The 21666-nt window shown below is 33.7% G+C and carries 19 protein-coding genes; all 19 read right to left on the reverse strand.

What is annotated here, in order from left to right; translation table 11 throughout:
- Positions 1 to 79: 79 nt before the first annotated feature.
- Entirely contained in the window at positions 80 to 826 is a 747-nt protein-coding gene (locus PHW01_04505) for a glycosyltransferase (GenBank protein MDD5627238.1), read from the reverse strand.
- Entirely contained in the window at positions 814 to 3447 is a 2634-nt protein-coding gene (locus PHW01_04510; protein MDD5627239.1) for a hypothetical protein, read from the reverse strand. Before PHW01_04510 ends, PHW01_04505 begins: the two co-directional genes overlap by 13 nt.
- On the reverse strand, positions 3440 to 4906 hold the full coding sequence (locus tag PHW01_04515; protein ID MDD5627240.1) for a hypothetical protein: 1467 nt from the start codon (positions 4904 to 4906) through the stop codon (positions 3440 to 3442). The genes PHW01_04510 and PHW01_04515 overlap by 8 nt, the downstream gene beginning before the upstream one ends.
- Positions 4907 to 5140: 234 nt before the next feature.
- Positions 5141 to 7120 (reverse strand): hypothetical protein, encoded by a 1980-nt coding sequence (locus PHW01_04520; protein ID MDD5627241.1) that lies wholly within the window; start codon positions 7118 to 7120, stop codon positions 5141 to 5143.
- Positions 7121 to 7923: 803 nt separating this feature from the next.
- Positions 7924 to 8943 carry a glycosyltransferase family 2 protein gene (locus PHW01_04525; GenBank protein ID MDD5627242.1) on the reverse strand — a complete coding sequence of 340 codons (1020 nt, stop codon included), beginning with the start codon at positions 8941 to 8943 and terminating at the stop codon, positions 7924 to 7926.
- Between the two features lie 238 nt (positions 8944 to 9181).
- Positions 9182 to 9625 carry a dTDP-4-dehydrorhamnose 3,5-epimerase family protein gene (locus PHW01_04530; GenBank protein ID MDD5627243.1) on the reverse strand — a complete coding sequence of 148 codons (444 nt, stop codon included), beginning with the start codon at positions 9623 to 9625 and terminating at the stop codon, positions 9182 to 9184.
- 25 nt (positions 9626 to 9650) lie between these two features.
- Positions 9651 to 10580 carry an NAD(P)-dependent oxidoreductase gene (locus tag PHW01_04535; protein MDD5627244.1) on the reverse strand — a complete coding sequence of 310 codons (930 nt, stop codon included), beginning with the start codon at positions 10578 to 10580 and terminating at the stop codon, positions 9651 to 9653.
- A 342-nt stretch (positions 10581 to 10922) separates the two neighbouring features.
- A complete protein-coding gene (locus PHW01_04540; protein MDD5627245.1) occupies positions 10923 to 12113 on the reverse strand; it encodes a glycosyltransferase family 4 protein in 1191 nt (396 codons plus the stop codon).
- A gap of 21 nt (positions 12114 to 12134) precedes the next feature.
- Positions 12135 to 12617, reverse strand: coding sequence for an acyltransferase (locus tag PHW01_04545; protein ID MDD5627246.1), 483 nt, complete (start codon positions 12615 to 12617; stop codon positions 12135 to 12137).
- A complete protein-coding gene (locus tag PHW01_04550; GenBank protein ID MDD5627247.1) occupies positions 12614 to 13750 on the reverse strand; it encodes a DegT/DnrJ/EryC1/StrS family aminotransferase in 1137 nt (378 codons plus the stop codon). The genes PHW01_04545 and PHW01_04550 overlap by 4 nt, the downstream gene beginning before the upstream one ends.
- Entirely contained in the window at positions 13737 to 14168 is a 432-nt protein-coding gene (locus tag PHW01_04555) for a WxcM-like domain-containing protein (GenBank protein MDD5627248.1), read from the reverse strand. Before PHW01_04555 ends, PHW01_04550 begins: the two co-directional genes overlap by 14 nt.
- Before the next feature lie 223 nt (positions 14169 to 14391).
- Positions 14392 to 15513, reverse strand: coding sequence for a CDP-glucose 4,6-dehydratase (gene rfbG / locus PHW01_04560; protein ID MDD5627249.1), 1122 nt, complete (start codon positions 15511 to 15513; stop codon positions 14392 to 14394).
- 23 nt (positions 15514 to 15536) lie between these two features.
- Complete coding sequence (rfbF, locus tag PHW01_04565) at positions 15537 to 16307, reverse strand: glucose-1-phosphate cytidylyltransferase (protein ID MDD5627250.1); 771 nt, start codon at positions 16305 to 16307, stop codon at positions 15537 to 15539.
- Positions 16308 to 16477: 170 nt separating this feature from the next.
- Positions 16478 to 17131 (reverse strand): class I SAM-dependent methyltransferase, encoded by a 654-nt coding sequence (locus tag PHW01_04570; protein MDD5627251.1) that lies wholly within the window; start codon positions 17129 to 17131, stop codon positions 16478 to 16480.
- A gap of 3 nt (positions 17132 to 17134) precedes the next feature.
- On the reverse strand, positions 17135 to 18271 hold the full coding sequence (locus PHW01_04575; protein MDD5627252.1) for a glycosyltransferase family 4 protein: 1137 nt from the start codon (positions 18269 to 18271) through the stop codon (positions 17135 to 17137).
- Between the two features lie 38 nt (positions 18272 to 18309).
- Positions 18310 to 19749 (reverse strand): radical SAM protein, encoded by a 1440-nt coding sequence (locus PHW01_04580; protein ID MDD5627253.1) that lies wholly within the window; start codon positions 19747 to 19749, stop codon positions 18310 to 18312.
- A 22-nt stretch (positions 19750 to 19771) separates the two neighbouring features.
- A complete protein-coding gene (locus PHW01_04585) occupies positions 19772 to 20338 on the reverse strand; it encodes a hypothetical protein (protein ID MDD5627254.1) in 567 nt (188 codons plus the stop codon).
- A gap of 21 nt (positions 20339 to 20359) precedes the next feature.
- Positions 20360 to 20815 (reverse strand): DUF4430 domain-containing protein, encoded by a 456-nt coding sequence (locus PHW01_04590; GenBank protein MDD5627255.1) that lies wholly within the window; start codon positions 20813 to 20815, stop codon positions 20360 to 20362.
- 46 nt (positions 20816 to 20861) lie between these two features.
- Positions 20862 to 21665, reverse strand: a complete 804-nt coding sequence (locus PHW01_04595; protein MDD5627256.1) for an S-methyl-5'-thioadenosine phosphorylase — start codon at positions 21663 to 21665, stop codon at positions 20862 to 20864.
- Position 21666: the final 1 nt, after the last annotated feature.

Here is a 21666-nt window from a genome sequence, read left to right on the forward strand (position 1 = left end):
CTATAAATCACATTATAATATATTTTTGATTTTTGTTCAAGTATTCTTCTAGAATAGCTTTTTGTTTTGGGCGCTTTGTTTATGATAAGGAATTTTTTATTTTTTTTAGCCTTATTTTGGTGGTAAATTCCAAAAGGTCCCAAATGTATTGTCCCGCGTTAAGTTTAGATTTACCGTATCTGCGATCCGTAAAGGCAATGGGCACCTCTGCCACCTTGGCACCGGCGCGATATAGGGCATAGGCAAATGAAGGCTGAAAGATATAGCTCTTTTTTTGCCAAGGGATGTCGGATAAATCCGTTTTTTGGTAAAGGCGAGTTGTAAAAGCCCTGAAGGAGGGGGTAAAATCGGAGATTTCGCGGACACCCAGCATAGCGCGGCAAAGAAAATTAGCGCCCCTGCTAAAAACATCGCGATAGAACTCCAGCCTATTTTCGCCGCCAGAAATGAAACGTGAAGCTTGGACAAAATTAAAGCCTTGATCAATCTTTTGGATAAAGCGAGGGATATCATCAGGATTATGGGAAAGATCAGCATCAATCTGCATTAAGATATCAGCTTGCAATTTTTCAATCGCGAGATCATAACCGCGTTTCAAGGCGATACCAATTCCTCTTTGTTTTACATCTAGAAGATGAACTTTGGGGTTATTTCGGTTTATTTTTTCCACAATTCTTCCTGTTCCATCAGGTGAATGACTGTCTGAAATAATAATAGAGAGGTTGCATGAGGGGATTTTAGGCTCTTGTTTTAAAACCTCGGCAATGATTTTCCGGATATTTTCCCTTTCGTTATAAGTAGGAATAATGACTGCTAGATTAAGCATATTTTTTTATCTCTCCTCCCCTTACGCTTTTTATACACTCTATAAACAATAAATGTCAAGAAAGAGATTGCCATACTGCCCGCGCTGATCCATAGCCCCGCTTCAAACCAATTCTGGGGCTCATATTCTATTATTAGTTCATTGGTTTTGAGCTTTTGGGGGTCAATATAAAAACCGTTGATTATGGAATATAGAGGAAAGTGGGGAAAAATATCATTATTTTTAGAAAATAAAGAGTTAAATCTTTTTTTAAAATAGCCTTCCTCTTTTTTTTCTTTAAGTTTCCACATTGGATCGTAGCTTTCGGCAAAGGCTAAGATGAAAGGTTCTTCTACTTTGGAAAATGAGATTTTATATTGGGTAGGATTAATCTTTTCGTAGCTTACAGTAGGTTTACTTTCTGTTTTTTCTGATTCTTCCTTATCTTCAGAAAACATTAAGGCATCTATACCGCTAAGAGATTCCTCCTCGAAGAGTTTGAAGTCAGAAATTTCAAACCAAGATTCTTCTTCTAAATTGGGCTCGGCTTTAAACTCTATTTTGATATAATAGGTATTTTCAGGGAGCCCAAAAAAATGTGAAATTTTTTTCTGTTCTACATTTCCCATTTGGTCATTCATTAAGTTTTCTACCTCGAAAGCAGTGCGCTGATAGATAGGGTCATAATCTTCGCCATAAAATAAGATTCTAGCATCTACGCCTTTTAGATTTTCTCCTTGAAATTTATATTCTAGATAGAAATTTTGGTCTTCCTTTACTTTTATAGCATCAGTAATTATTCTACCTTTTCTTTCTGAAACTTGTGAGCCTTTAAGAACTTCAATTTTAGGGATCAGGTTGGAAATTTTGAGATTTTTTTCTCTAATTTCCAAATTGCCTTGGTCCAGAATGAAAAAATTGTTCATTGTTAGAATACTAGTTGGTTTAGTTCTTTGATAAATCGGGACTTTTTCTTTTTGCCCCAAAAACATTTTTCCTAAATTTTGCCAAAAAATTTTTTGTGAAAGGTTTGGGATTAAATTATATTTTTTATTTCCAAAATTAAATAGATTAATATCCTCTATACTTTCTTTCTCCAATTTTTCTATATCTATAATTCTTTCATTTTCATTTAATTGATTATCTTCTTCTATTTTCTCTTTATTATTTTCCTCTTTTTTTTCCTGTGTTTCCTCTTTATTATTTTCATTTATTTGATTTTGATTACCTCTTAGTCTTAGAGAAACTTCATAATTGTTTTTCCGGGGCAGATTAAATTCTAAAGGTTCAATAGTCATTTCCGGGCTGATTTTTTGAATATAGAGGATGCGATTTTTTTCTAAAATGGTCTTGGCTTCCATTTCATATTGTTGGTATTCCCTCATGGGAATCAAAGCGATTAAATTGACAGCATTAAATCCTTCTAAATTTTCAATTTTTAAGAAGTAATTCCCTTTTTTAAAATACTGGGAAGATTTTTCAGTGGTGAATTTATTATTAAGATTTAGTGTCTCAACTATTTTTTCTTGATTATACAAAACCATTTTGAACCTGCCCCCTTTGTTATTTTGGAAATAACGAAGCACAAATAGATATTCCCCGTCTTGATCAATATGTAAGGGTATGTTTATTTTTTCGTTAGGTTTTTCTGAATAAATTAAACTTTTATTAAAATCAAAATCCCAATTAGAAATTTTTAAATCGTCAATAACCCTGTGCCATTCACCGTGCAAAGGTTCTTCCGTAGAAGCTTTATGCCATTCACCTTCCCCTTCTTGTGTGAAAGGAGTTAGATCTATAAAATATTTATCTTTGATTAGAGAAAAAACAAGATCATCTAAGCTAGTATTATTAAAAATAATATTTTTAAATTTTAAATCTTTAATTTTTTTTAAAATATTTGGTTCTTGGTTGACAAAAATTAATCCTTGGTTTATGGGGTTAAAATTTTCTTGGGAATTTAAAATATCCAAGGTTTCCATTCCGCCCACTACCAAGCTTACATTTTCTGGTGCCCAAAATTGAGGAGCATAATTTTTATTCTCAAAAATTTGTAAATAGCTCTCTCTATCTTCATCACAAACTGCAAAATATTTTTTTTCTTGGATATCTCCGGAATTTTTTTCTGTAAGAGTAGATTTTTGGCAAAATAGTCCTGGATCTATCTCTTTTAGATTTATTTCCTTTAAATCCGGATTATCTTTTAGATTATTAAGCAACGATTCACTATAATCTTCAGGCAAATCCTTTCTAAAAATAAGGTATTTAGTATTTAGGACATCAAAGAATTTATCCAGGTGAGAGACGTTACCAATAGCCGTTTCAAAAAATAAATAATAGAGTTTAGAATAGGGCGATAAGGGATTAATTGTAGGCTTTCCAGAAGAGCGGGTGACAAAATCGTTGATTTGACGATCGGATGCCCAGTCTAAAATTCTCGCATCAAATTGCGGTGGCAGCCAAGTAACCTTAAAATCATTTTTTTGAGCGCTTAGCCAGTTATTGATATGATAAAATTCCTCTGGGATTTTTACTGGGACCAACTCATGGAATAAAACTTTATCCACTGTTCCTTGAAGATAAATCCAAAGGGAGAAAAAGCAAAAACCAATGATAATGTATCGGGAATATTTTTTAAGCATATGTACTATTTTTAACTTTTTGCAACTTCTTTTTCATTTTTTCAATCTTTGAGTTTAATTTTTTAATCTTAAGCTCTTTTTTGCGCATTTTTTTAGATAAAAGATCAATTTTTTCCTTGATTTTTTTTCTATAGGTTGTTCCGAAAAATCTTAAAAACAAAAAAGTTAATAAAAAACTATAAGACAGGGCGAGTAAGCCGTTTATTCGGGAGGATTCCCGAAAGAGCCAGCCAAAATTTTTAAGACAAGGAATGTCAAAAAGGAACTTTTGATATAAATTATAATGCCAGATTGGCATCGTGGACATAATGGCCGCAAAAATTCCTAAAATTGAAAAAAAGATTGTATATTTGTTTCTTAAGGAAGGAAATAAAGGGATTAGAAGAATAAAAGGCAGGATAAAAATCAAAATTTTAAAATAAAGATTTAAAACTTTACTTTCTGTAGGTTTTGCATTTAAATTTAAAGTTTGGATAATGGGATTAATTTTTTCTTTTGGTTTTTCAATATATTCTTTGGTCAGCATATAGCCAGGAGTTTGGGGAGTGTTTCTCGCAAAACTTGTTTTAACATAGGGAATGAGCCAATGGCTGGAGAAGAGAATAAAACAGAGAATACAAATAAAGATATTAGCGATATTTTTTAAAAAATTTGAATAATTGAGCCCCTTTAACCCATTCTTCAAAAGGGCATTTAGGATTTCAATAATTATGAATAATCCTAACATTATAGACGCATATACTAAATAATGAGGAGAAAAAGAGATAAAATTTAAAAGAAAAGCCAGAATGACAGCAAAACGCGCTTTTTGGACTTCAATGAGTTTGATAAATATAAGTAAAATCAGAGGAAGAAATAGGTAGGCAATCCAGTGATAAAAATGAGAAATACGGGATAGCGCATAGGGATTAAAGATATAAAATATTACCAAAAATGAGCTGTAAAGTTCTAGATAATTTTTTTGCTTAATAAAATTTTTTAAAATTTTCTTTCCTAAAAAATATAAAGACAGTACACCTATAAACAGTACTTCTGAAATCACAAGCTTTATAGTCAATTCTGCTGACAAATGCAACAAACGATTAAATAAAGAATTGATTAAAACAAATGGAAATATATTTGTTGTTATGCCTTCGGTGAAGCTTCCGTCATTATTCCACAAAAACCATATATTCCCGAGAACCCTTTCTTGCTGGATGGGAAAACTAATATCCCCTATCTCAATCTGACCTTGACTTACTAAAACTTTTTGAAAAAGAACTAAGGTTAGAAAGACTAAGATAGCAACATTGATTTTTTCATAATCTATGTTTCTAAAGGTCTTTAAAGGGATGCGATTATCTTTTTCTATTTTTTGTTTTGTGAGAGATATTTTAGTATAGGTTAAAACACTGATAGCAAGAAATAAATAGGCAAACTTCGCGGCGAGATCAGCCAGGATGAGATCCTTAAAGATCATAAAGATCGGACATAGACTCAGAGAAATCAAACCCAAAACAGCTGAAAGCCTGATTGAAATTTTAAGGATAATGGAACTGACAAGGGCACCAGTGAGCACAAGAATATAAATGGGCGCATTCAAAAGATAGAGCGAGATTAACACAATGCTAAGCCACAGGAAATAATAAGGGAGTGGATGGCGAACCCTAAAATTTTTAATACTTTTTATTACTTTTGAGAACATTTGGATATTTTAAGAAATTGTCTTTAAAAACCGCTGACGCCTTGAATTTAATTTGAAATAGATTGCAAAGATGATCAGTAAGAATAATGTAAGCAGACTAATCCCTAAACAAATATAGATAATATTTTGTTTCTTGAATTCAATAATTAATTCTATATCCAGGGAACCATTCTCGTTTAATTGAACAAATTCCGGGAATGAATTTTGAAGATAATCAAGATCTAAATACCAAGCGTTCGCATAACCGTTGACTTGGAAGTGATATTTTTCATCCAGAGCTCGCAAGGATATTGATTCCAAAAGTTTGCCAGAAGGGATATTATTGTCCTGTGTTGCATTTTGAAAGGTTGGCGATATATACTCGTTGTTTTTATTATTTTCAGTAAATCTGGTTGGATATATTTTCCAGAATTTATGGAATTGGTTGGAAAATATAAGGGGGAAAGATTTAGTAATATTTGAAATTCTGATTTTATATTTATAGGGGAATATTTCTTTATATTCAATCAGAGCGTTATTTTCTGAAGTTTTTTCTAAATTTTGTTGAATAAAATCAGGGGCATTCTTAATATATGCAATTCTTTTATCTTTACTTTCTTCAATGTCTGCTTTTTGAGGAGGGGTATAGACTATACGGTTCGGAATATAAAAGATTGGTAAAAAATTTTCATCTTTAACTTGGTAAAGAGTGATTGCATATTTCCCCTTAAGATCATTTATTTCTTTATATATTTCATACGGCGATCTCACATCATTGGGCAGGGAGTTGACATATTTTGGAGTGAAGAGAAAATAATCTTTTTCTTTGATAAAATTTTCGCTATTCAAAATTTTTTCAAAGAAATGATAGTCATAGTATTCGGTTGTGGAATCCTTTTTGCTATAATATTGATTATAGCGAGAGTCAACATCTCTTAATAGAATGATATTTTTCACATTAAGTATTTTTAGAATTTCCGGTTTCAAAATGGATTCCCCGGTCAAAAGCCCTTCTTTGTAAGTTGGAGGGTCAATATTTCGGATTGATAATATTGGTTTATTAATTAAAGAATAAGGAGCGGGCCAGCCTTGATTGGAACCCTTTTCCCAGTATTGTTTAGTCCCATACACATAATATGGCAAAATGAGCGTCCTATTAATTAATGTTTTGTCTTCTAAATCTTTTTTTAGTTCATAATGATAGCTTGGCACTTTTTCATAAGGGGAAGCCAATGAGCCGTTTAAATGCATTTTATTTAGGTTGTAGGCGGCCATGCTTGGCCAAATTGTATAAAGGAAAGAAAGAATAAAGAGGGAGACAAAAGTGATTTTAAGGGTTTTGTTTTTAGTTCTCTCAATGAGGAGTTTAAGAGCAAAAGCAAGCAATATTGCATAGATAAAAATAATATTTAAATTTACTTTATCGGGGCTTCTTAGGATTGTAAAAATGTTAAAATGAACATAAAAATACTTAAATACCGCCCCCAATGGAGAAGTTACGCCGGCCGCGATTGAGAGCACAAAAAAGAGATAAACATAATAAAATACCAGCTTAGTGTTTTTTTTAATGAAGAAGATGGGCAGGAAGATGAATACAACCAAGGCGTAGGTTAAAAACAGGCCCAGAGGAGTATAGAAGTAATAGTGATAAGGATGATAATAGTCATAATATGCGGCTGCTCTGAAAGACCAGTTGCCAAGCAGACGGATTGCCTCATAATACTCCATTGCCGATGTATCAAAGGTTCGCAGTAATCCACCTTGGATGTTTGTTAAAGTTCCCAGGAATAATTCAATGTCATTATAAAGCCAATAAAGGTTTAATAAAATTGTTAAGAAGATTATTCCAACAATCGTTAAATGCAAGGGAATTAATTTATGATATGCCTTCTTTTTGATTATTTTAATTAAGGTATAAAGGTAATAAAATACAAAAGCGAATAGATAAATATTCGCATAGGAAATGTGGCTAACGCCATTGATTGCTAAAGATAATAAAATACTTATCATCCCTATGAAAAAAATTTGCTGTTTTATACTAACTTTTTTCAAGGTTTGCCTAAGAGCAAGGATGTAAAAGGCAAATGTAAAGGGGAAGAAAGACAAAATGGGAGAATAAATCGGACTGAAAAAAATTATAAGGTGAAAGGGATTATAAACGTAAAATAAAGAGCCCAATATAGAATATACTATATTTAATTTGAATATCTTTCTCAAGAAATAATACATCCCAGCAAGAGGAAGATAATACTGAAATATAAAAAGCATTGACAGATTAGCAACCACATCAGAGTTAAAGATTTTGTACAGAAGGAATTGCGAAAGGTACCAAATTAAGGAAGAAAGAAATGATGTTTCGCCTAAACAATCATGATTCCAGGTAAATTTATGTTTTTGGAAATAATAGTTCCCGAATACTAAGAGAGAGGTGTCGTCACCAAGGCCGACTGCATATTTTTTTACAAAAATTATAAAAATAGCAAACGGTATTAAAAATAATAAGAGAAAGATGGCAAGGCGTTTTAATAATTTATGCTTTCCGAAAAAAATATAAATTTTTTTCAGGTTGCTAATGAAATTTTTCATATTAATCTTTAATCACTGGTAGTTTATAGCGGCGCAAATAAAACCCTTCAGTAAGATAGCGTCAAACATTCTCGCAAAATGAAGCCTCATTGTTCGCTAAGAAGTATTTACTTTTACTATTTAGAACTGTATACTCTTTATTTGATTTTGTGAGTATGCTCAAAATTTTTTTATAGTTCAAGTATCAGTTTTTAATTCTTAAAAGCGTCTCATTTTATATTCATTCATTATTTAAATTTAGGCACCCCGATCATTAGAAAAGTTTTTAATTTGCCAGAATTCCAATTCATAATAGATAGAATTTTTAAATCACCCACTTTTCTTCTCCTTTGGATTATTTTTCTTTGTTTAATAGTATCTTGAATATTAATAATATTCCAAAAAATTGCTCTCCAAACAATTATAAACATTTTAAAATTACCGGAAACAAAGTAAAATAGCGATTCTAAAATATCTTGGCTTATGGATAAGGGAATAATCCAAAACAGGTTTATTAGTCTATAGTTTTTTAACAAATTTCTTAAATTATTTTTATTGACTTCATATCTTCGAAAGGTAGGAATAATATGACGTTTATTTTTTTTATATCTTGTCCTTTCTGACGAACCGCCGCCGAAATGAAATAAATGAGCATTATGACAAATCGCTAATCTCATGCCAAATAAGTGGGCTCTCCAAGATAGGTCTGTATCCTCGCTATACATATAATATTTTTCATCGAAGCCACCTAGTTTGATAAATTTTTTTTTGTCAATCATTAAGGCGCAGCCATCAATGTAAAACAGTTTTCGATAAGGCACACTAATTGGATAACCCAGAAAATCCATCCCCGGGTATTGCTTCTTTGATAAATCAATTTTATTTTTACCTGAAGCTTGCGGTCCAATTAAATCAAAATCGTTTTTATTTTTAAAATCAATGAGCTTTTCGAGCAGATCACTAGGGGATCGGGTATCGTTATTTAAAAGAAACAAGATGTCTCCCTTGCTATTTTTAACCCCGATATTATTAGCGGTTCCAAAACCTAAGTCTTTATCATTCTGGATCACGGTCATATCTTTATAATTCTTTTTTATAAAATCTATGCTGTCATCATCGGAAGCATTATCCACCAGAATAATTTCAAAATTTTTATATGTCTGAGCGTATAAGGAATCCAAACAATTTTTAAGCCATTTTTTCCCGTTGTGGTTAGTTAAAATTATTGAGACTAATTGATTCATCTTATTGTTTTTTAAGGCAGCCATAACTCTATTTTAAATAGTATTTATTGGAGTTTTTATTGATGAGGAGACACATAAGGTTCTAGTAAAAGATATCCATGTCGCGAGTTAAGGCAATCACTTTAGTGACAAGATCGGGATCTCCTCTAAAAAAAAATAAAGTCTGATGTGATGTGCATCTCTATTACCCCACGGGAAGCCTGTGGTTAGCAGGATTCGTTTCCTGTTCATTTTCTTTTGGTTGCGGGATACAATATTTGATTTATATTAAGCCCCATTCGTAGGGTATTTTTTTTGAGAAAGGATCTAATCTTCGGATTTCTTGAGGGTCATGTGAAATTGTCGAGCAGTTGGCTATCAGGGCTTCTTTTTTTCCAAAACCCTGAAAGCCATTCCAAACCAAGGGGGGTACTTTAATGAGGAGATAATTGTCTTCCCCCGTAAAAATTTCCGTTAGATGACCTTTGGTTTCAGAATTCTCTCGGTCATCATAGAGCACTAGCTTTATATTACCCGCGATGACTGCATAATTTAATTCCATTTTTGTATGAATATGCCATCCCTTGATCACTCCCGGATATACGCTAGAAAAGTAAATTTCCCCAAAACCATTAAATTCCTTGTCTTCCTTTTTGAGCATATGCAAAATGCGTCCCCTTTCATCAGGGATTATATTTAATTTTTTAATAATTACTCCTTGGATCATCTGCCCCTTAATCCCGGAGATTTGTTCATCCATTGCCATTTAGATAATAATAATAAGTTTTTTCTAGACCATAATCTAAGTTATAAAGCGGTTTCCATTTAAGTATTTTTTTTAATTTAGAATTGTCGCAATTTACATAGTAAACCTCATTTTCAATATAAGGTTTCGCTCCCCAAATGATATTAAATTTTTTATTAGCAATCTTTTCGATTTTTTTTGTTATTTCCTTAATGCTGTATGCTTTGTCGTAACCTACGTTAAAACCCTCAAATTTAACAATTTTATTAAAATGTTTCAGCGCACAAAGATAAGCTTGGGCGATGTCTTTGACATAGGTGAAGTTCCATCTCTGTTCGCCGCCAGAAAACTCGATTTCCTCCCCTTTATTGAGAGATTTAATCAGAAAAGCCATCAGTTTTTCGTTATCCCGATCACCAAAAGGGGCAAATAGTTTGAAATCGATCACTTTAAAATTATAACTATTGGCATAGTACTTTAAAATTTCTGCAAAAGATAGTTTGGTGGCAGCGTAAAGATTATAAGCACATTTTTCATCCTCTTCTTTAAGGGGGAGATTTTTCATCTTATATTCGGAGAATGTGCCAGTATTGATAAAATATTTTACCTCCGCTTGAATAGCCAATTGACAAAGAAGGGAAGGAAATTTGACATTTGTGTCAATCATCTCTTCCACTTCGTTAAGATTATTGTGCTTCTTAATATATTTCGTGGCGAGATGGATTATACAATCAATATGGCTTTCCTTAAAAATTAAACCTAATTCATTTTTGTCGGAGTAATAAATTTTAACTGCACGGCGGAAGGGCTCTATTCGTGTATTATTGGAGGCAGAGTGCAATAAGGCAATGACCCTGTAATTTTTTTTCAATAAATTTTCTAACAAGTGAGAGCCAATAAAACCGGCCGCTCCTGTAACTAAGACTGTTTTTATCATTTTTTTAAATTTTTAATGTTTTTATGGCCATTATCCAGTATTAAAATATCCGTTGATTTGTCTTGTTATATAAGCTTGCATATCTATTTTGTTTGAGTAGAACAGAAAATTTATTCCCACAACTTGCTGCGGATGAGTAATTTATTATCCTTTCGTAAAAGTATCTAAAATTCTCGTATTAATTTTTTGTTTGCACAGGCAGGTCGCTAAATAATGAAGCCCTCAAGGAGGTCATGCTCCTATTTTTTATTGGCCATTTTGTAATTCGTCATTTCTTCTATGTTTTTTGGAGGATATTGGGGGTATAGACTAAGATAACATCTAATATTTTCTTATTATGATTTAGACCAAACACGATTGGTAAGCATTAATGATTGTTTTTATATTTTTTTCTTCACTGTAATTTTCTAAGGCAAATTTTCTGCAATTAATACGCATTTGGTCAAGATTTTTTGGATTTTGGCTTAATTTTTCAAGTTCATGGCTTATATTTTTTATGTGGGGACGCATTATGAACCAAATTTTTCCATGACCGCTTTTAATATTTAATCCCACTTTTCTCTCTTCACCAAAATATTTAGTCCGATCAGGTAAAATAGGGGGTACTCCGCAACTCAAAGCATGCATTGTTACACGACCGACGTAATCTTGATCAACTGACCCCCAGAGCAGTAAATCAGCCGCTGAAAGCCAAAAAGGGATCTTCTTGTTTGGTACGCTGCCGAGATAGTGAACATTTTTGTGAGTAGCCGCTAATTTTTCCACCTCCATCCTTAAGGGTCCGTCACCAATAATAAAAAACTGAATCTTTTCTGATGTTTGTTTAATGATTTTTATTACTTCATGCACACCTTTTTCTTCAGTTAGTCGGCCAATAAATAAAACCATAAAACAGCCTTGCTGAAGATTTAGTTTATTTCTTATCTTAATTTTGTTTCGGGGTTTGAATATTTTAATTGTATCAATCCAACAATGACAAATTTTTATTTTCTTGGCTGAAATACCCAGAGAAATTAAACACTGGCCGCATTTTTTTGATAAAAGAGTAATAATATTAGCTTTATCTAGGATTTTTTTAGCAAATTTTGCTGATAATGATTTTTTTTTAAATTTATATATTGTGTATAAACTAATAATGGACTTTTTTGAAAACAATTTACCGATTATACCCGCTGCCAATCCTGCGGATAGACCATGGCCATGAATAACTTGAATTCTTCTAGAAAGAATAGTGGTATAAAAAACGCTAAAAATAAAAATTCCCAGAAACAGATAAAGAAACTGTAAGGCTGGATATTTTGTCAATCTATAGAATAAATTAAATTTTATCCATGGCAGGCGAAAGATTTGCAATCCCAACTTTTTTTCGTAGAGAGGAGCTTTAAAGGAAGAAGTTAAAGGGGAATAAGTAATAACGATAGTCCTCCATTGTCTTTTTGTCAATCCTTGCACTAAATCATCTAAATAACTCTCTACACCGCCTATATTTGGGCTAAAAAATGGTGATAGAATTAAAACTGATTTGTTGTACATTGAGCTTATCTCAAAATTTTTTTAATGATGCAGATTATCTTTTAAGGGTTTGGCGGGAATACCGACCACAGTAACGCCCGCGGGGATATCTTTTGTAACCACAGACCCAGCTCCTATAAAAGCACCCTTACCTATTGTGATGCCTCCTAAAATGATTGCCCCGCTGCCAATAACAGCTTTTTCTCTGACTAAAGTAGGTAAACATTTCCATGTTTTTTTTAAAGCATTTTCCACGGAAGGACATTTGTCATTAATAAAAGTGACATTATGTCCGATAAATACATCCTTCTCTATCGTTACCCCGCTACAGATAAAACTATGGGATTGGATGCGGCATCTTCTGCCAATTTTTACATTGTTTTGAATTTCAACAAAGGGACCGATCATACAATTATCTCCAAGCTTACAGCCATATAAGTTGACAAAATCATTGATTTTAACATTTTGACCCACCAAAACATTTTTAATACTTTGCTTTGGGTTATTTTCAGTGAGCTTTCTCATATTTTTAATAAATTTTTGGAAAAGAATTTTTTTAACTCCACTTTAAGATAATCGATCTCTTGTTTTTTTAATTCTGCATACATTGGCAAAGATAAAATTCGTTTGGATAATTTTTCTGCTATGGGAAAATCCCCTTTTTTATATCCCAGTTCTTTGTATGCTTTTTGCAAGTGAATAGGCAAAGGATAATGAATTCCGCAAAAAACGCCTCTCTCTTGTAAAAATTCCATCATCTCGTTACGTAGATCTGTTTCTATAACAAATAGATGAAAAACATGTTTATGGTTTTTTTCAATCATGGGTAATTTTATAGGCAAATCCTTGAGTTGTTCTATATAGTATGCAGCTGCCTCTCGTCTTTTTTTATTCCACTCATCCAAATATTTTAGTTTTACTGCCAAAATTGCCGCCTGAAGAGCGTCCAGTCTTGAATTAGTGCCTTTTTCCCAATGAACATATTTTTCTTTTTGTCCATATTCTCTTAATCTTTTAATTTTTTCAGCCATTTTTAGGTTGTTAGTCACCACTGCCCCACCATCACCATAAGCTCCTAAATTTTTTCCAGGATAAAAACTAAAAGCCGCAGCAATGCCAAAATTTCCTACCTTTTTGTTTTTGTAAATTGCTCCGTGTGCCTGGCAGGCATCTTCAATGACAGGCAGTTTATACTTTCTGGCAACTTTTAAAATTTCATCCATCTCTGCTGGCTGTCCGTAGAGATGCACAGCTATTATTGCCTTTGTTTTTGAAGTAATTTTTGGCTCAATTGAATTTGTATCAATGTTGTAACTATCTTCATCACAGTCCACAAAGACAGGTTTGGCCCCGGTCATACTCACAGCTAGGGCTGTGGCAATAAAAGTATTAACTGGCACAAGCACCTCGTCCCCTTCTTGAATATTTAAAGCTTGGCAAATAAATTTCAAAGCATCAGTGCCAGAATTTACCGTCACGCAATACTTAGCCCCGCAATATTTTGCAAACTCTTTTTCAAAAGTTTGAATCTTTTCTCCTCCGATAAAAGAAGCAGTATTCAGCACTTCTCGGATAGCGTGATCAATTTCTGATCTTATGGCTTGATATTGTCTTTTTAAATTAACAAAATCAATTTGCGTAAATTTATAACAATTTATATTTAAAAGTATCACCCTTTGTCCATTCTTTGTCTGTATAATTTAATAAAGCAGCAGTTTTAGAAATATTTTGAAAGACATGGGCAATTTTAGGGCCAATTTCCAGACGGTTATATTTGTTAGAATTCCCATTTAAGATTAATTTTTTTTCTTCTCCCGTGTTTAGATCTTTGAGATGGACCCTTAGTTGGCCTGAAATAATACCAAACCACTCTCTCCATCTTTTATGATAATGATTTCCCCTTATTATATTTGCCTTATCAAAGGTCACAAAATATATTTGGCCAAACTCTCTGATCTTTTTGTTTAATTCTCTGCGTTGTAAAAAAACGATTAATTGCCCTCGGTCATCATTATATTTTTCCAATTGTTGAAGTTGAAAATCCATAATCAAGTTAGGATATAAAAGATATTTCAAACCAGTTTCCCTTTTTGCAGTTTATTATGCGCTTTATCAATCTATTAATTTTTCTAACTCACCCCATCTTTTCACATCTAGGATTCCGATTTGGAATTTGATCTCCGGTTTCCATTTTAATATTCTTTTCACCTTTTTAATATCTGCATAGTAATGTCTCACATTAAAAGCCACAACTTTAATTTTAAGCGGTCCACCTGAGCCAATATTGAGAGTTTGAAAATTAACTTCGTTTTTTTTCAGCATCAAGACACTCGCCCTTACCAGTATTGAAATATCTGTTGATTTGTCTTGTTGTATAAGCTTGCATATCTATTTTGTTTGAGTAGAATGTTTTGTACCATAATAAGGTTTCCCGGATCGCCTTGGCAACATTCAATTTGGGCTTCCATTTAAGGTTATGAATCGCTTTGGAGTTGTCTAATTTCAGTATTTTAGTTTCGTGTTTTGAACTGTCTTCACTGACGGTGAAGCTCCCCTTCTTCAAAAAATCAATTGCCATATTGACTACACTAACGACATCCAGCATACTTTCATTTTGAGGACCAAAATTCCAAGAGCCCATCTTGTCCGTATGACCTTCATATAAGCTTTGAGCCAATAATAGGTAGCCCCTTAATGGTTCCAGAACATGTTGCCAAGGGCGAATGGCGTCGGGACTGCGAATAACGAGATTCTGATTGTTGATAAAAAAGGCTCTAATTAAATCCGGAAGCAGCCTGTCTTTATTCCAATCTCCTCCACCAATAACATTGCCGGAACGCGCGGAAGCAACCAGAGGATAATTTCCGGCTTGATTATTTTTGAAATTAAAGAAGGAGCAAATATGAGAATTCACTGCCAAGTCCGCGCAAGCTTTGCTGTTACTATAGGGGTCGTAACCTCCAAGCCGGTCATCTTCTTTAAAGGCGACATTTTTTTCTAAATCCTGATAAACCTTATCAGTGGTAATAATAATTCCTGCTCTAATATTATTAAGGCGGATAATCTCCAACACGTTGATTGTTCCAATAACGTTGGTTGTGTAGGTAGAGCGGGGATTATCATAAGAGTTTCTGACCAAGGCTTGAGCGGCAAGGTGAAAAATGATATCGGGTTTGAATTTTTTCACTATCCGATTAAGCTGGTGGAAATTTCGGATATCAACTTGGTGATGTTCTATATAATCTTTTAAATTAAGGATGTTAAATAGATTAGGATTTGTGTTTGGCGTTAGCGCACAGCCGCAGATTTTTGCGTCCCAATTGAGAAGAATTTGAGTCAACCACGCGCCTTTAAAGCCAGTATGTCCCGTGATTAGGATTCTTTTGCCGCGAAAGAATTTTTTTAAGCTTTTTTTCCCCATCACTTAAATTGTAATTGATATAATTAATCCCATATTTTCCAGGGGGCATTGCCGCTTTCCCACATTTTATCCAATTCTTTCTTGTCATATAGTTTATCCATAGGTTTCCAAAAGCCATGATGAGGAAAAGCATAGAGTTCATTGTCCTTTGCTAAATTTTCCAAAGGTTCTTTTTCGAAGACTGTATCGTCGCCTTGGATATAATCAAAAACCTTGGGTCCTAAGACAAAAAAGCCGCCATTAATATAAGTTTGATTATCTGTTTTTTCGCTAAACTTTGTTATTCTGGATTTTTGGTTTAAAGACAAAGCACCAAAACGTCCTTCGGGGATGACGGCAGTCAGCGTAGCAATTTTAGCGTGTTTGCGATGAAATTTTAAAAGTTTCTTAAGGTCAACGTTCCCTACCCCGTCTCCGTACGTGGCCATAAAAGTTCCTTTGCCTATGTACTCCTTGACTCTTTTAATACGGCCACCAGTCATCGTATTTTCGCCAGTGTCAACTAAAGTTACTTTCCATTGCTCACCGCGATTTTTATAAAATTTGGTCTTCTTGTTTATAAAATCAAAAGTGACATCGCTATGGTGCAGGCAATAATTATTAAACCATTCTTTAATATAATATCCTTTATATCCTAAGCAAACTATAAAGTCATTCAATCCAAAATGAGAATAGATTTTCATGATATGCCATAAAATCGGCTTATCTCCTATTTCCACCATTGGTTTTGGTTTGTTGACCGTTTCTTCACTTAAGCGGGTTCCGGTCCCTCCGGCTAAAATGACTACTTTCATTTTGTTTTCCAATAATGTGTTAATTAAAGGTAAAAAATAAGAATCATTTTTTTAATGCAAGGCAAGCTGCTGCTTTTACTTTAGAGTTGTGGAAATAATCCCCTTACTGTTATAAATGGAAATCAAATTTTTTGTCATCCGTCATAGTATCCTTCTTTAAAACAATATGTTTAAGACAAAAGCATTTTTTTTCTAAACACAATCATTTGTCCTTTTGGCATAATGCCAAAATAGCCCTTATTCCATTTATAATTTACTAATTCAAAATTATGCTTTTTACAAATATTGATAAGTGTTTTTTTAGTCAAGAATCTAATATGGGGATTATTCGGATAAAAGAATTTATCCCAAAAAAATGTAGCAATGATAATTTTTTTCAATAAATTAAAATCTGTGGTTGTAATACAAAAGAAACCATTCTTTTTTAACACCCTATTAATTTCCGATAGACATCTATCAATATCTAATAAGTGCTCAATTACTTCTACAGCGAAAACAGTATCAAAAGAATTATCTTGAAAGCTTAAACTTTCAAGATCTTCTTGTTTAAAGATTAAATTTTTATATTTATTTTTTCCGATTTCTAATGCTTTTTTTGATAATTCAGAGGCAACAGCCTTTTTTATAATTGTGGTTTTTGAATTTAAAAAGTTTAAAAATGTACCATCGCCAGCGCCTACATCTAAAACGGTTTTACCAATGTAGTTTTTAAAAAATTCTAAATGCCATAGAAGATTTTCCTCCGTCCATTGAGGGGGTAAATATAACATACCCCCGTTTATATTTTTATTCCAATATTTATCATAATAATTTTTATCTTTCATAATTTAATAATATTTGATAATGGAATTTATATTTTTTTCTGAAAAATTTGTCTCAGCATATCTTCTGCAATTTTGAGATAATCTCAAATATAATTCTTTATTGATGTACAATTTTTCTATCGCGGCTTTAATATTTTCAACAGTTGGATCTAGTAATAGTGAAACACTCTTATCCAATGCCTCCGGGATTCCGCCTCTATTTGATCCAACAACTGGTAGTCCGCAGGCCACGGCTTCAATTATTGATCTACCAAATCCCTCCTCATATTGTGAAGGAGCGCAAAAAAGATCTGCTATATTATAATATTTGTACATTATTTTGTTTTCGACGGACCCAATAAATTTCAAATTACTTAATTCTCTTTCTTGCTCTTTTAAAAATTTTTCCTCCGGACCATTACCAACAAAAACAAAATTAATTTGAGGCAATCTTTTTGCCACTTTAACCAAGACTTTTACCCCCTTTTTTTCTAGCAGTCTTCCTGCAAAAAGAACCGTAAATTTATCCGCAATATTTAGTTTGTTCCTCAACAAAGTTTTATTTAGAGGTTTGAAAATATTGAGGGCAATCCAATGTTTAAATAAGTCCAATTTTGCTTTGTGTAGACCAAAAGAGATTAATTCATTATATGATCCTTTGGATAAACATAGAACTTTATCAGTTTTATTTAATATGTAGACAATTCTTTTCGCTGTTTTTGAATCTTTGTCCAATTCATAGATAGCATGGATGCTAACAATTAATTTTTTATGGAATAATTTTTTTAAAATTCCTCCTATTAAAGCGGCGTTGAGGCCGTGGGCATGGATTACATCTATTCTATTTTTATTAGTTAAGATCCAAATAAATACTCTGCAGAATAAATATGGTGTTAAATATAAAAAGTCAAGAAGGGGAAACTTTTCTACTTTATGAAAAAAGTTTTTGCCAGACCATCTATATCTTTTTATATAGATATTTTTACCTTTCTTTTCGCGAGTTGATGCCTTTATTGAGCTGGTTAGGGGTGAGTAAGTTTGGACAAAGATATAATAGCCCAAATCATCTAATTTTTTCACCAAATCATCTAGATGTGTTTCTACGCCGCCTACGTTTGGGCTAAAGAAAGGAGTTAAAATTAATACTTTTTTATTTTTCATAATTTAAAAAATTTTACTCAAAATTTTGCAAATGGCGATTAAGACATTGCTGATTTCGTTCCCCCTTGAGTTATTGCTTGAAAGGCGGCCTTTAGGAGTCTTGCATCTTCACGAAGAAAATCGAAGTTGCTCAAATCCCACCAGATTCTTCTTAAAATCCATTCGGGGTTGAGGTAAAATCTGCGGTAAGCTTGCTTTTTGGCTTTTACTAAATCTTCTAGTGTCAGGTCGCGGGGAATATACTTGGGCCAAATTGATTTGAACTCATCCCCCAATTCCCCTCTGATGTACCGATCAATTAAATTAATATTGATTTTTCCCTCTTCAACGCCAGTTTTGTACAAATCCGCTCCAGGCATAATAACAGTTATATGTATACCCATGACATCCACCTTAGAAATTAGACCAAAATTGACTGTGTCTTTAATTTCTTTCTTAGTTTCTCCAGGAAAACCTAGCATCAGAAAAATGTTGCTTTGAATGCCGTACTTTCTGCACCATCTAATCGCGTTAAAGATATCTCGATTGTTAACATTTTTGTGGATGACTTCATTACGGATTCTTTCATTGCCAGACTCAACACCGAAGAGTAGGTTATTGCAGCCAGCTTTTGCCATTAATTTAATCAATTCTTCGTTAACACTATTTGCCCTAGTCATTGCGCCCCACGTAGCGTTTAATCCCTTTTTGATTAATAATTGGCAAAAATTTTTAATATTTTCTCGATTTAAACTAAAAGTGTCATCATGGAAATGGAATTTTCCATTATATTGATTATATATAGTTTCCATTTCCTTAATGATGTTCTCTGCCGATCGAAAACGATAGTTTGTTTTATGGACAGGCCGACTGCAAAAACAGCAATGAAAAGGACAGCCACGTGAGCCAATCATTGAGGCTCTTTTATAAATTGCCGCGGCATCGTTTGTCAATTTGGTTTCAACTCCTCTGTGATAATTAGAAACATCGGTCAAATGTCGGGCGGGAAATGGTAAATCGTCAAGATTTTGTATTGGTTCTGCATAAAATACTCCTTTCACACGCTTGCCAGCTAATACTTTCTGAACAATTTTCAACATAGTGAGCTCTCCTTCACCAATAACATAAAAATCAAAAATCGGGAATCGCCGGGCGAAATCCGGATCTGCACTGATGTGGGGACCACCTAAACCAACCATGGGACCATGGTTCCCCCACTCCTTCTTCATCTCCGAGGCTAACCGATAAGCAGAACGAATACTGGGTGATAAAGCGGATAAGCCAACGACTTTAGGATTTTCCTTCTCGATTTCTTGCATTAGTTTTTTTAGAGTTAATCCTTGCACTGTGACGTCGTACAACTTAACCGAAATATTATGTTTCTCTAAATAAGCAGCAATATAAAGGAGTCCTAAAGGAGGATCGCTGACTTCATCGCCCATCGGCTCATTTTTTCTGCTAAAAGTTATAGGACAATTAATTAATAAAACTTGCGTCATAAAATGAATTCAGAAAAATATTTTATGTTTTTTGTTTGCAGGCATAGATTGCGCGTTTTTTGATTGAATAGTATTTTAGGAAGAGAACAAGGGCAGCGCTTGTGGTCGGAATGAAAATGAGGTCGCTTACTAAATTATTGCGCAAGAAAGGCAGGCCCATAAAGTAGCATTGGATTAACCCTAGCAAAGTATGGGGATACATATCCCAGAGCAACCAAACCCCAAAGTTAGTATAAAGATAGAAGAATAAAGAAGCTGCTATTCCCATCCCCGTCAGGCTTAAAATAAACTTATAACTGTATCCCCTCTTTTTGCGCACGAGCCAGCCGAAAAAACCAATCATTGCCCAGGCTGACCAAGTGAAGATTAAGATTAGATCGTTGCCAATATACATATCAGTTAAAGCGATAATGGTGAGCGGAACGATGACGGTATATGCGCCTCCCAAGAGAGAACCAGCCAGAAGACTGGCTACCATTACGGTTTCCACATTCGGGATATCTTTGAGAATAATCCGACCTATAGCGCCAAAAGCAATAAGGAAAATAGCGATTATGAGCTTAATTTTTGAAATTCGTTTGGCAAGCATAAGTTTAGTTTGGAGAAGAATTTAGAAAGAACTCTCTTCAAATCTAAATTCTATTTTGTCATCAGGCGATACTTTTTGTTCCGTAACGCCTACAGGCGCCATTTGCCCATTCACATAATAGAGCCAATATTTATTGTCCTGACCATTTTTGATTCCATCAATGGCTTCAATCAACGTCCCCAAATCGTATTGTTTAGTTTCTAAATTGATTTCATTTTGATTAGCTAATTTTTCCAAAAGATTATAGACCGTTTCCTCAGGCAGAAATTCTAAAGTAAAATTTTTTACTTGATCATTACCGAAATTAATAGAAATGGTTGCTTCTTTTTTGGAAATATCAGAGGGGGAGGTTCGGAGATTTTGGGCAGCATCTTGTTCAGCTGGTTTTTGGTTAAGATTAGTTTGGCTTCCACAGCCGCCGAGCAGCAAAAGGGAGATTATGAACAAAGCAGAAAGAGTAATATTTTTTCTTTGCATAAATTTAACATTAATTATGGCATTATAACTTAGATTTGGTTAGAGATCAAATAAAGGCATTATCTAAAGCCTGGGGACAAGGACAGGCGCGACGTTTTGGTATTTTTTCAATCATCTTTAAAATTAATTTTTTTACTTTCTGATTATTCTTTTGAAAAACTCTTAATACCTCCGCCGTAGTTACCGGTTTTATATCTTGATAGCCCTCCAATCCTGTATCATAATCCGTAATTAAGGCTATATTAACATAGCACATAGCCAGTTCTCGAGCTAAAACTATCTCTGGATAGACAGTCATATTGACCACTTGCCAGCCTTGGGTTTGAAACCATTTACTTTCTGCCCGCGTAGAGAAACGAGGACCTTGGATGACCACAATTGTCGCTTCCTCGTGATGAGAAATTTTTAATTCGGCGCAGGTTGTTATGGCTAATTTTCTTAAAACTGGACAATAGGGATCGGCCATTCCGATGTGGGCGACGCGGGGACCATTAAAAAAAGTATCCGCTCGATCTCGCGTGCGATCCACAAACTGGTCGCAAATAACAAAATCACCGGGTTGAATCTTGGGGGTAAGACTGCCTGAAGCGCAAGGCGCAATAATTTGTTTGACCCCTATTTTTTTAAATGCCCAAAGATTCGCCTGATAAGGAATTTTATGCGGCGGGAGTTCGTGCTTTTCGCCGTGGCGGGGTAAAAACGCAATACTCTTTCCTTTATATTTTCCAATCGTAAGAGGACCAGAAGGTTTACCAAAAGGAGTATCTATTTTTATTTTTTTCGCTTGGGAGATTAAAGAATAGAAACCAGAACCGCCAAAGACGCCAATTTCTGCTTTAAAAAGGGGCATA

Source organism: Patescibacteria group bacterium (assembly GCA_028717685.1).
In the GTDB taxonomy this organism is placed as follows: Bacteria; Patescibacteriota; JAQUNI01; order JAQUNI01; family JAQUNI01; genus JAQUNI01.

Coding starts and splice junctions, on each gene's coding strand:
- PHW01_04505 (MDD5627238.1), bottom strand. CDS start 826: ATGCTTAATCTAGCAGTCATTATTCCTACTTATAACGAAAGGGAAAAT.
- PHW01_04510 (MDD5627239.1), bottom strand. CDS start 3,447: ATGCTTAAAAAATATTCCCGATACATTATCATTGGTTTTTGCTTTTTC.
- PHW01_04515 (MDD5627240.1), bottom strand. CDS start 4,906: ATGATCTTTAAGGATCTCATCCTGGCTGATCTCGCCGCGAAGTTTGCC.
- PHW01_04520 (MDD5627241.1), bottom strand. CDS start 7,120: ATGATAAGTATTTTATTATCTTTAGCAATCAATGGCGTTAGCCACATT.
- PHW01_04525 (MDD5627242.1), bottom strand. CDS start 8,943: ATGGCTGCCTTAAAAAACAATAAGATGAATCAATTAGTCTCAATAATT.
- PHW01_04530 (MDD5627243.1), bottom strand. CDS start 9,625: ATGATCCAAGGAGTAATTATTAAAAAATTAAATATAATCCCTGATGAA.
- PHW01_04535 (MDD5627244.1), bottom strand. CDS start 10,580: ATGATAAAAACAGTCTTAGTTACAGGAGCGGCCGGTTTTATTGGCTCT.
- PHW01_04540 (MDD5627245.1), bottom strand. CDS start 12,113: ATGTACAACAAATCAGTTTTAATTCTATCACCATTTTTTAGCCCAAAT.
- PHW01_04545 (MDD5627246.1), bottom strand. CDS start 12,617: ATGAGAAAGCTCACTGAAAATAACCCAAAGCAAAGTATTAAAAATGTT.
- rfbG (MDD5627249.1), bottom strand. CDS start 15,513: ATGGGGAAAAAAAGCTTAAAAAAATTCTTTCGCGGCAAAAGAATCCTA.
- rfbF (MDD5627250.1), bottom strand. CDS start 16,307: ATGAAAGTAGTCATTTTAGCCGGAGGGACCGGAACCCGCTTAAGTGAA.
- PHW01_04570 (MDD5627251.1), bottom strand. CDS start 17,131: ATGAAAGATAAAAATTATTATGATAAATATTGGAATAAAAATATAAAC.
- PHW01_04575 (MDD5627252.1), bottom strand. CDS start 18,271: ATGAAAAATAAAAAAGTATTAATTTTAACTCCTTTCTTTAGCCCAAAC.
- PHW01_04580 (MDD5627253.1), bottom strand. CDS start 19,749: ATGACGCAAGTTTTATTAATTAATTGTCCTATAACTTTTAGCAGAAAA.
- PHW01_04585 (MDD5627254.1), bottom strand. CDS start 20,338: ATGCTTGCCAAACGAATTTCAAAAATTAAGCTCATAATCGCTATTTTC.
- PHW01_04590 (MDD5627255.1), bottom strand. CDS start 20,815: ATGCAAAGAAAAAATATTACTCTTTCTGCTTTGTTCATAATCTCCCTT.
- PHW01_04595 (MDD5627256.1), bottom strand. CDS start 21,665: ATGCCCCTTTTTAAAGCAGAAATTGGCGTCTTTGGCGGTTCTGGTTTC.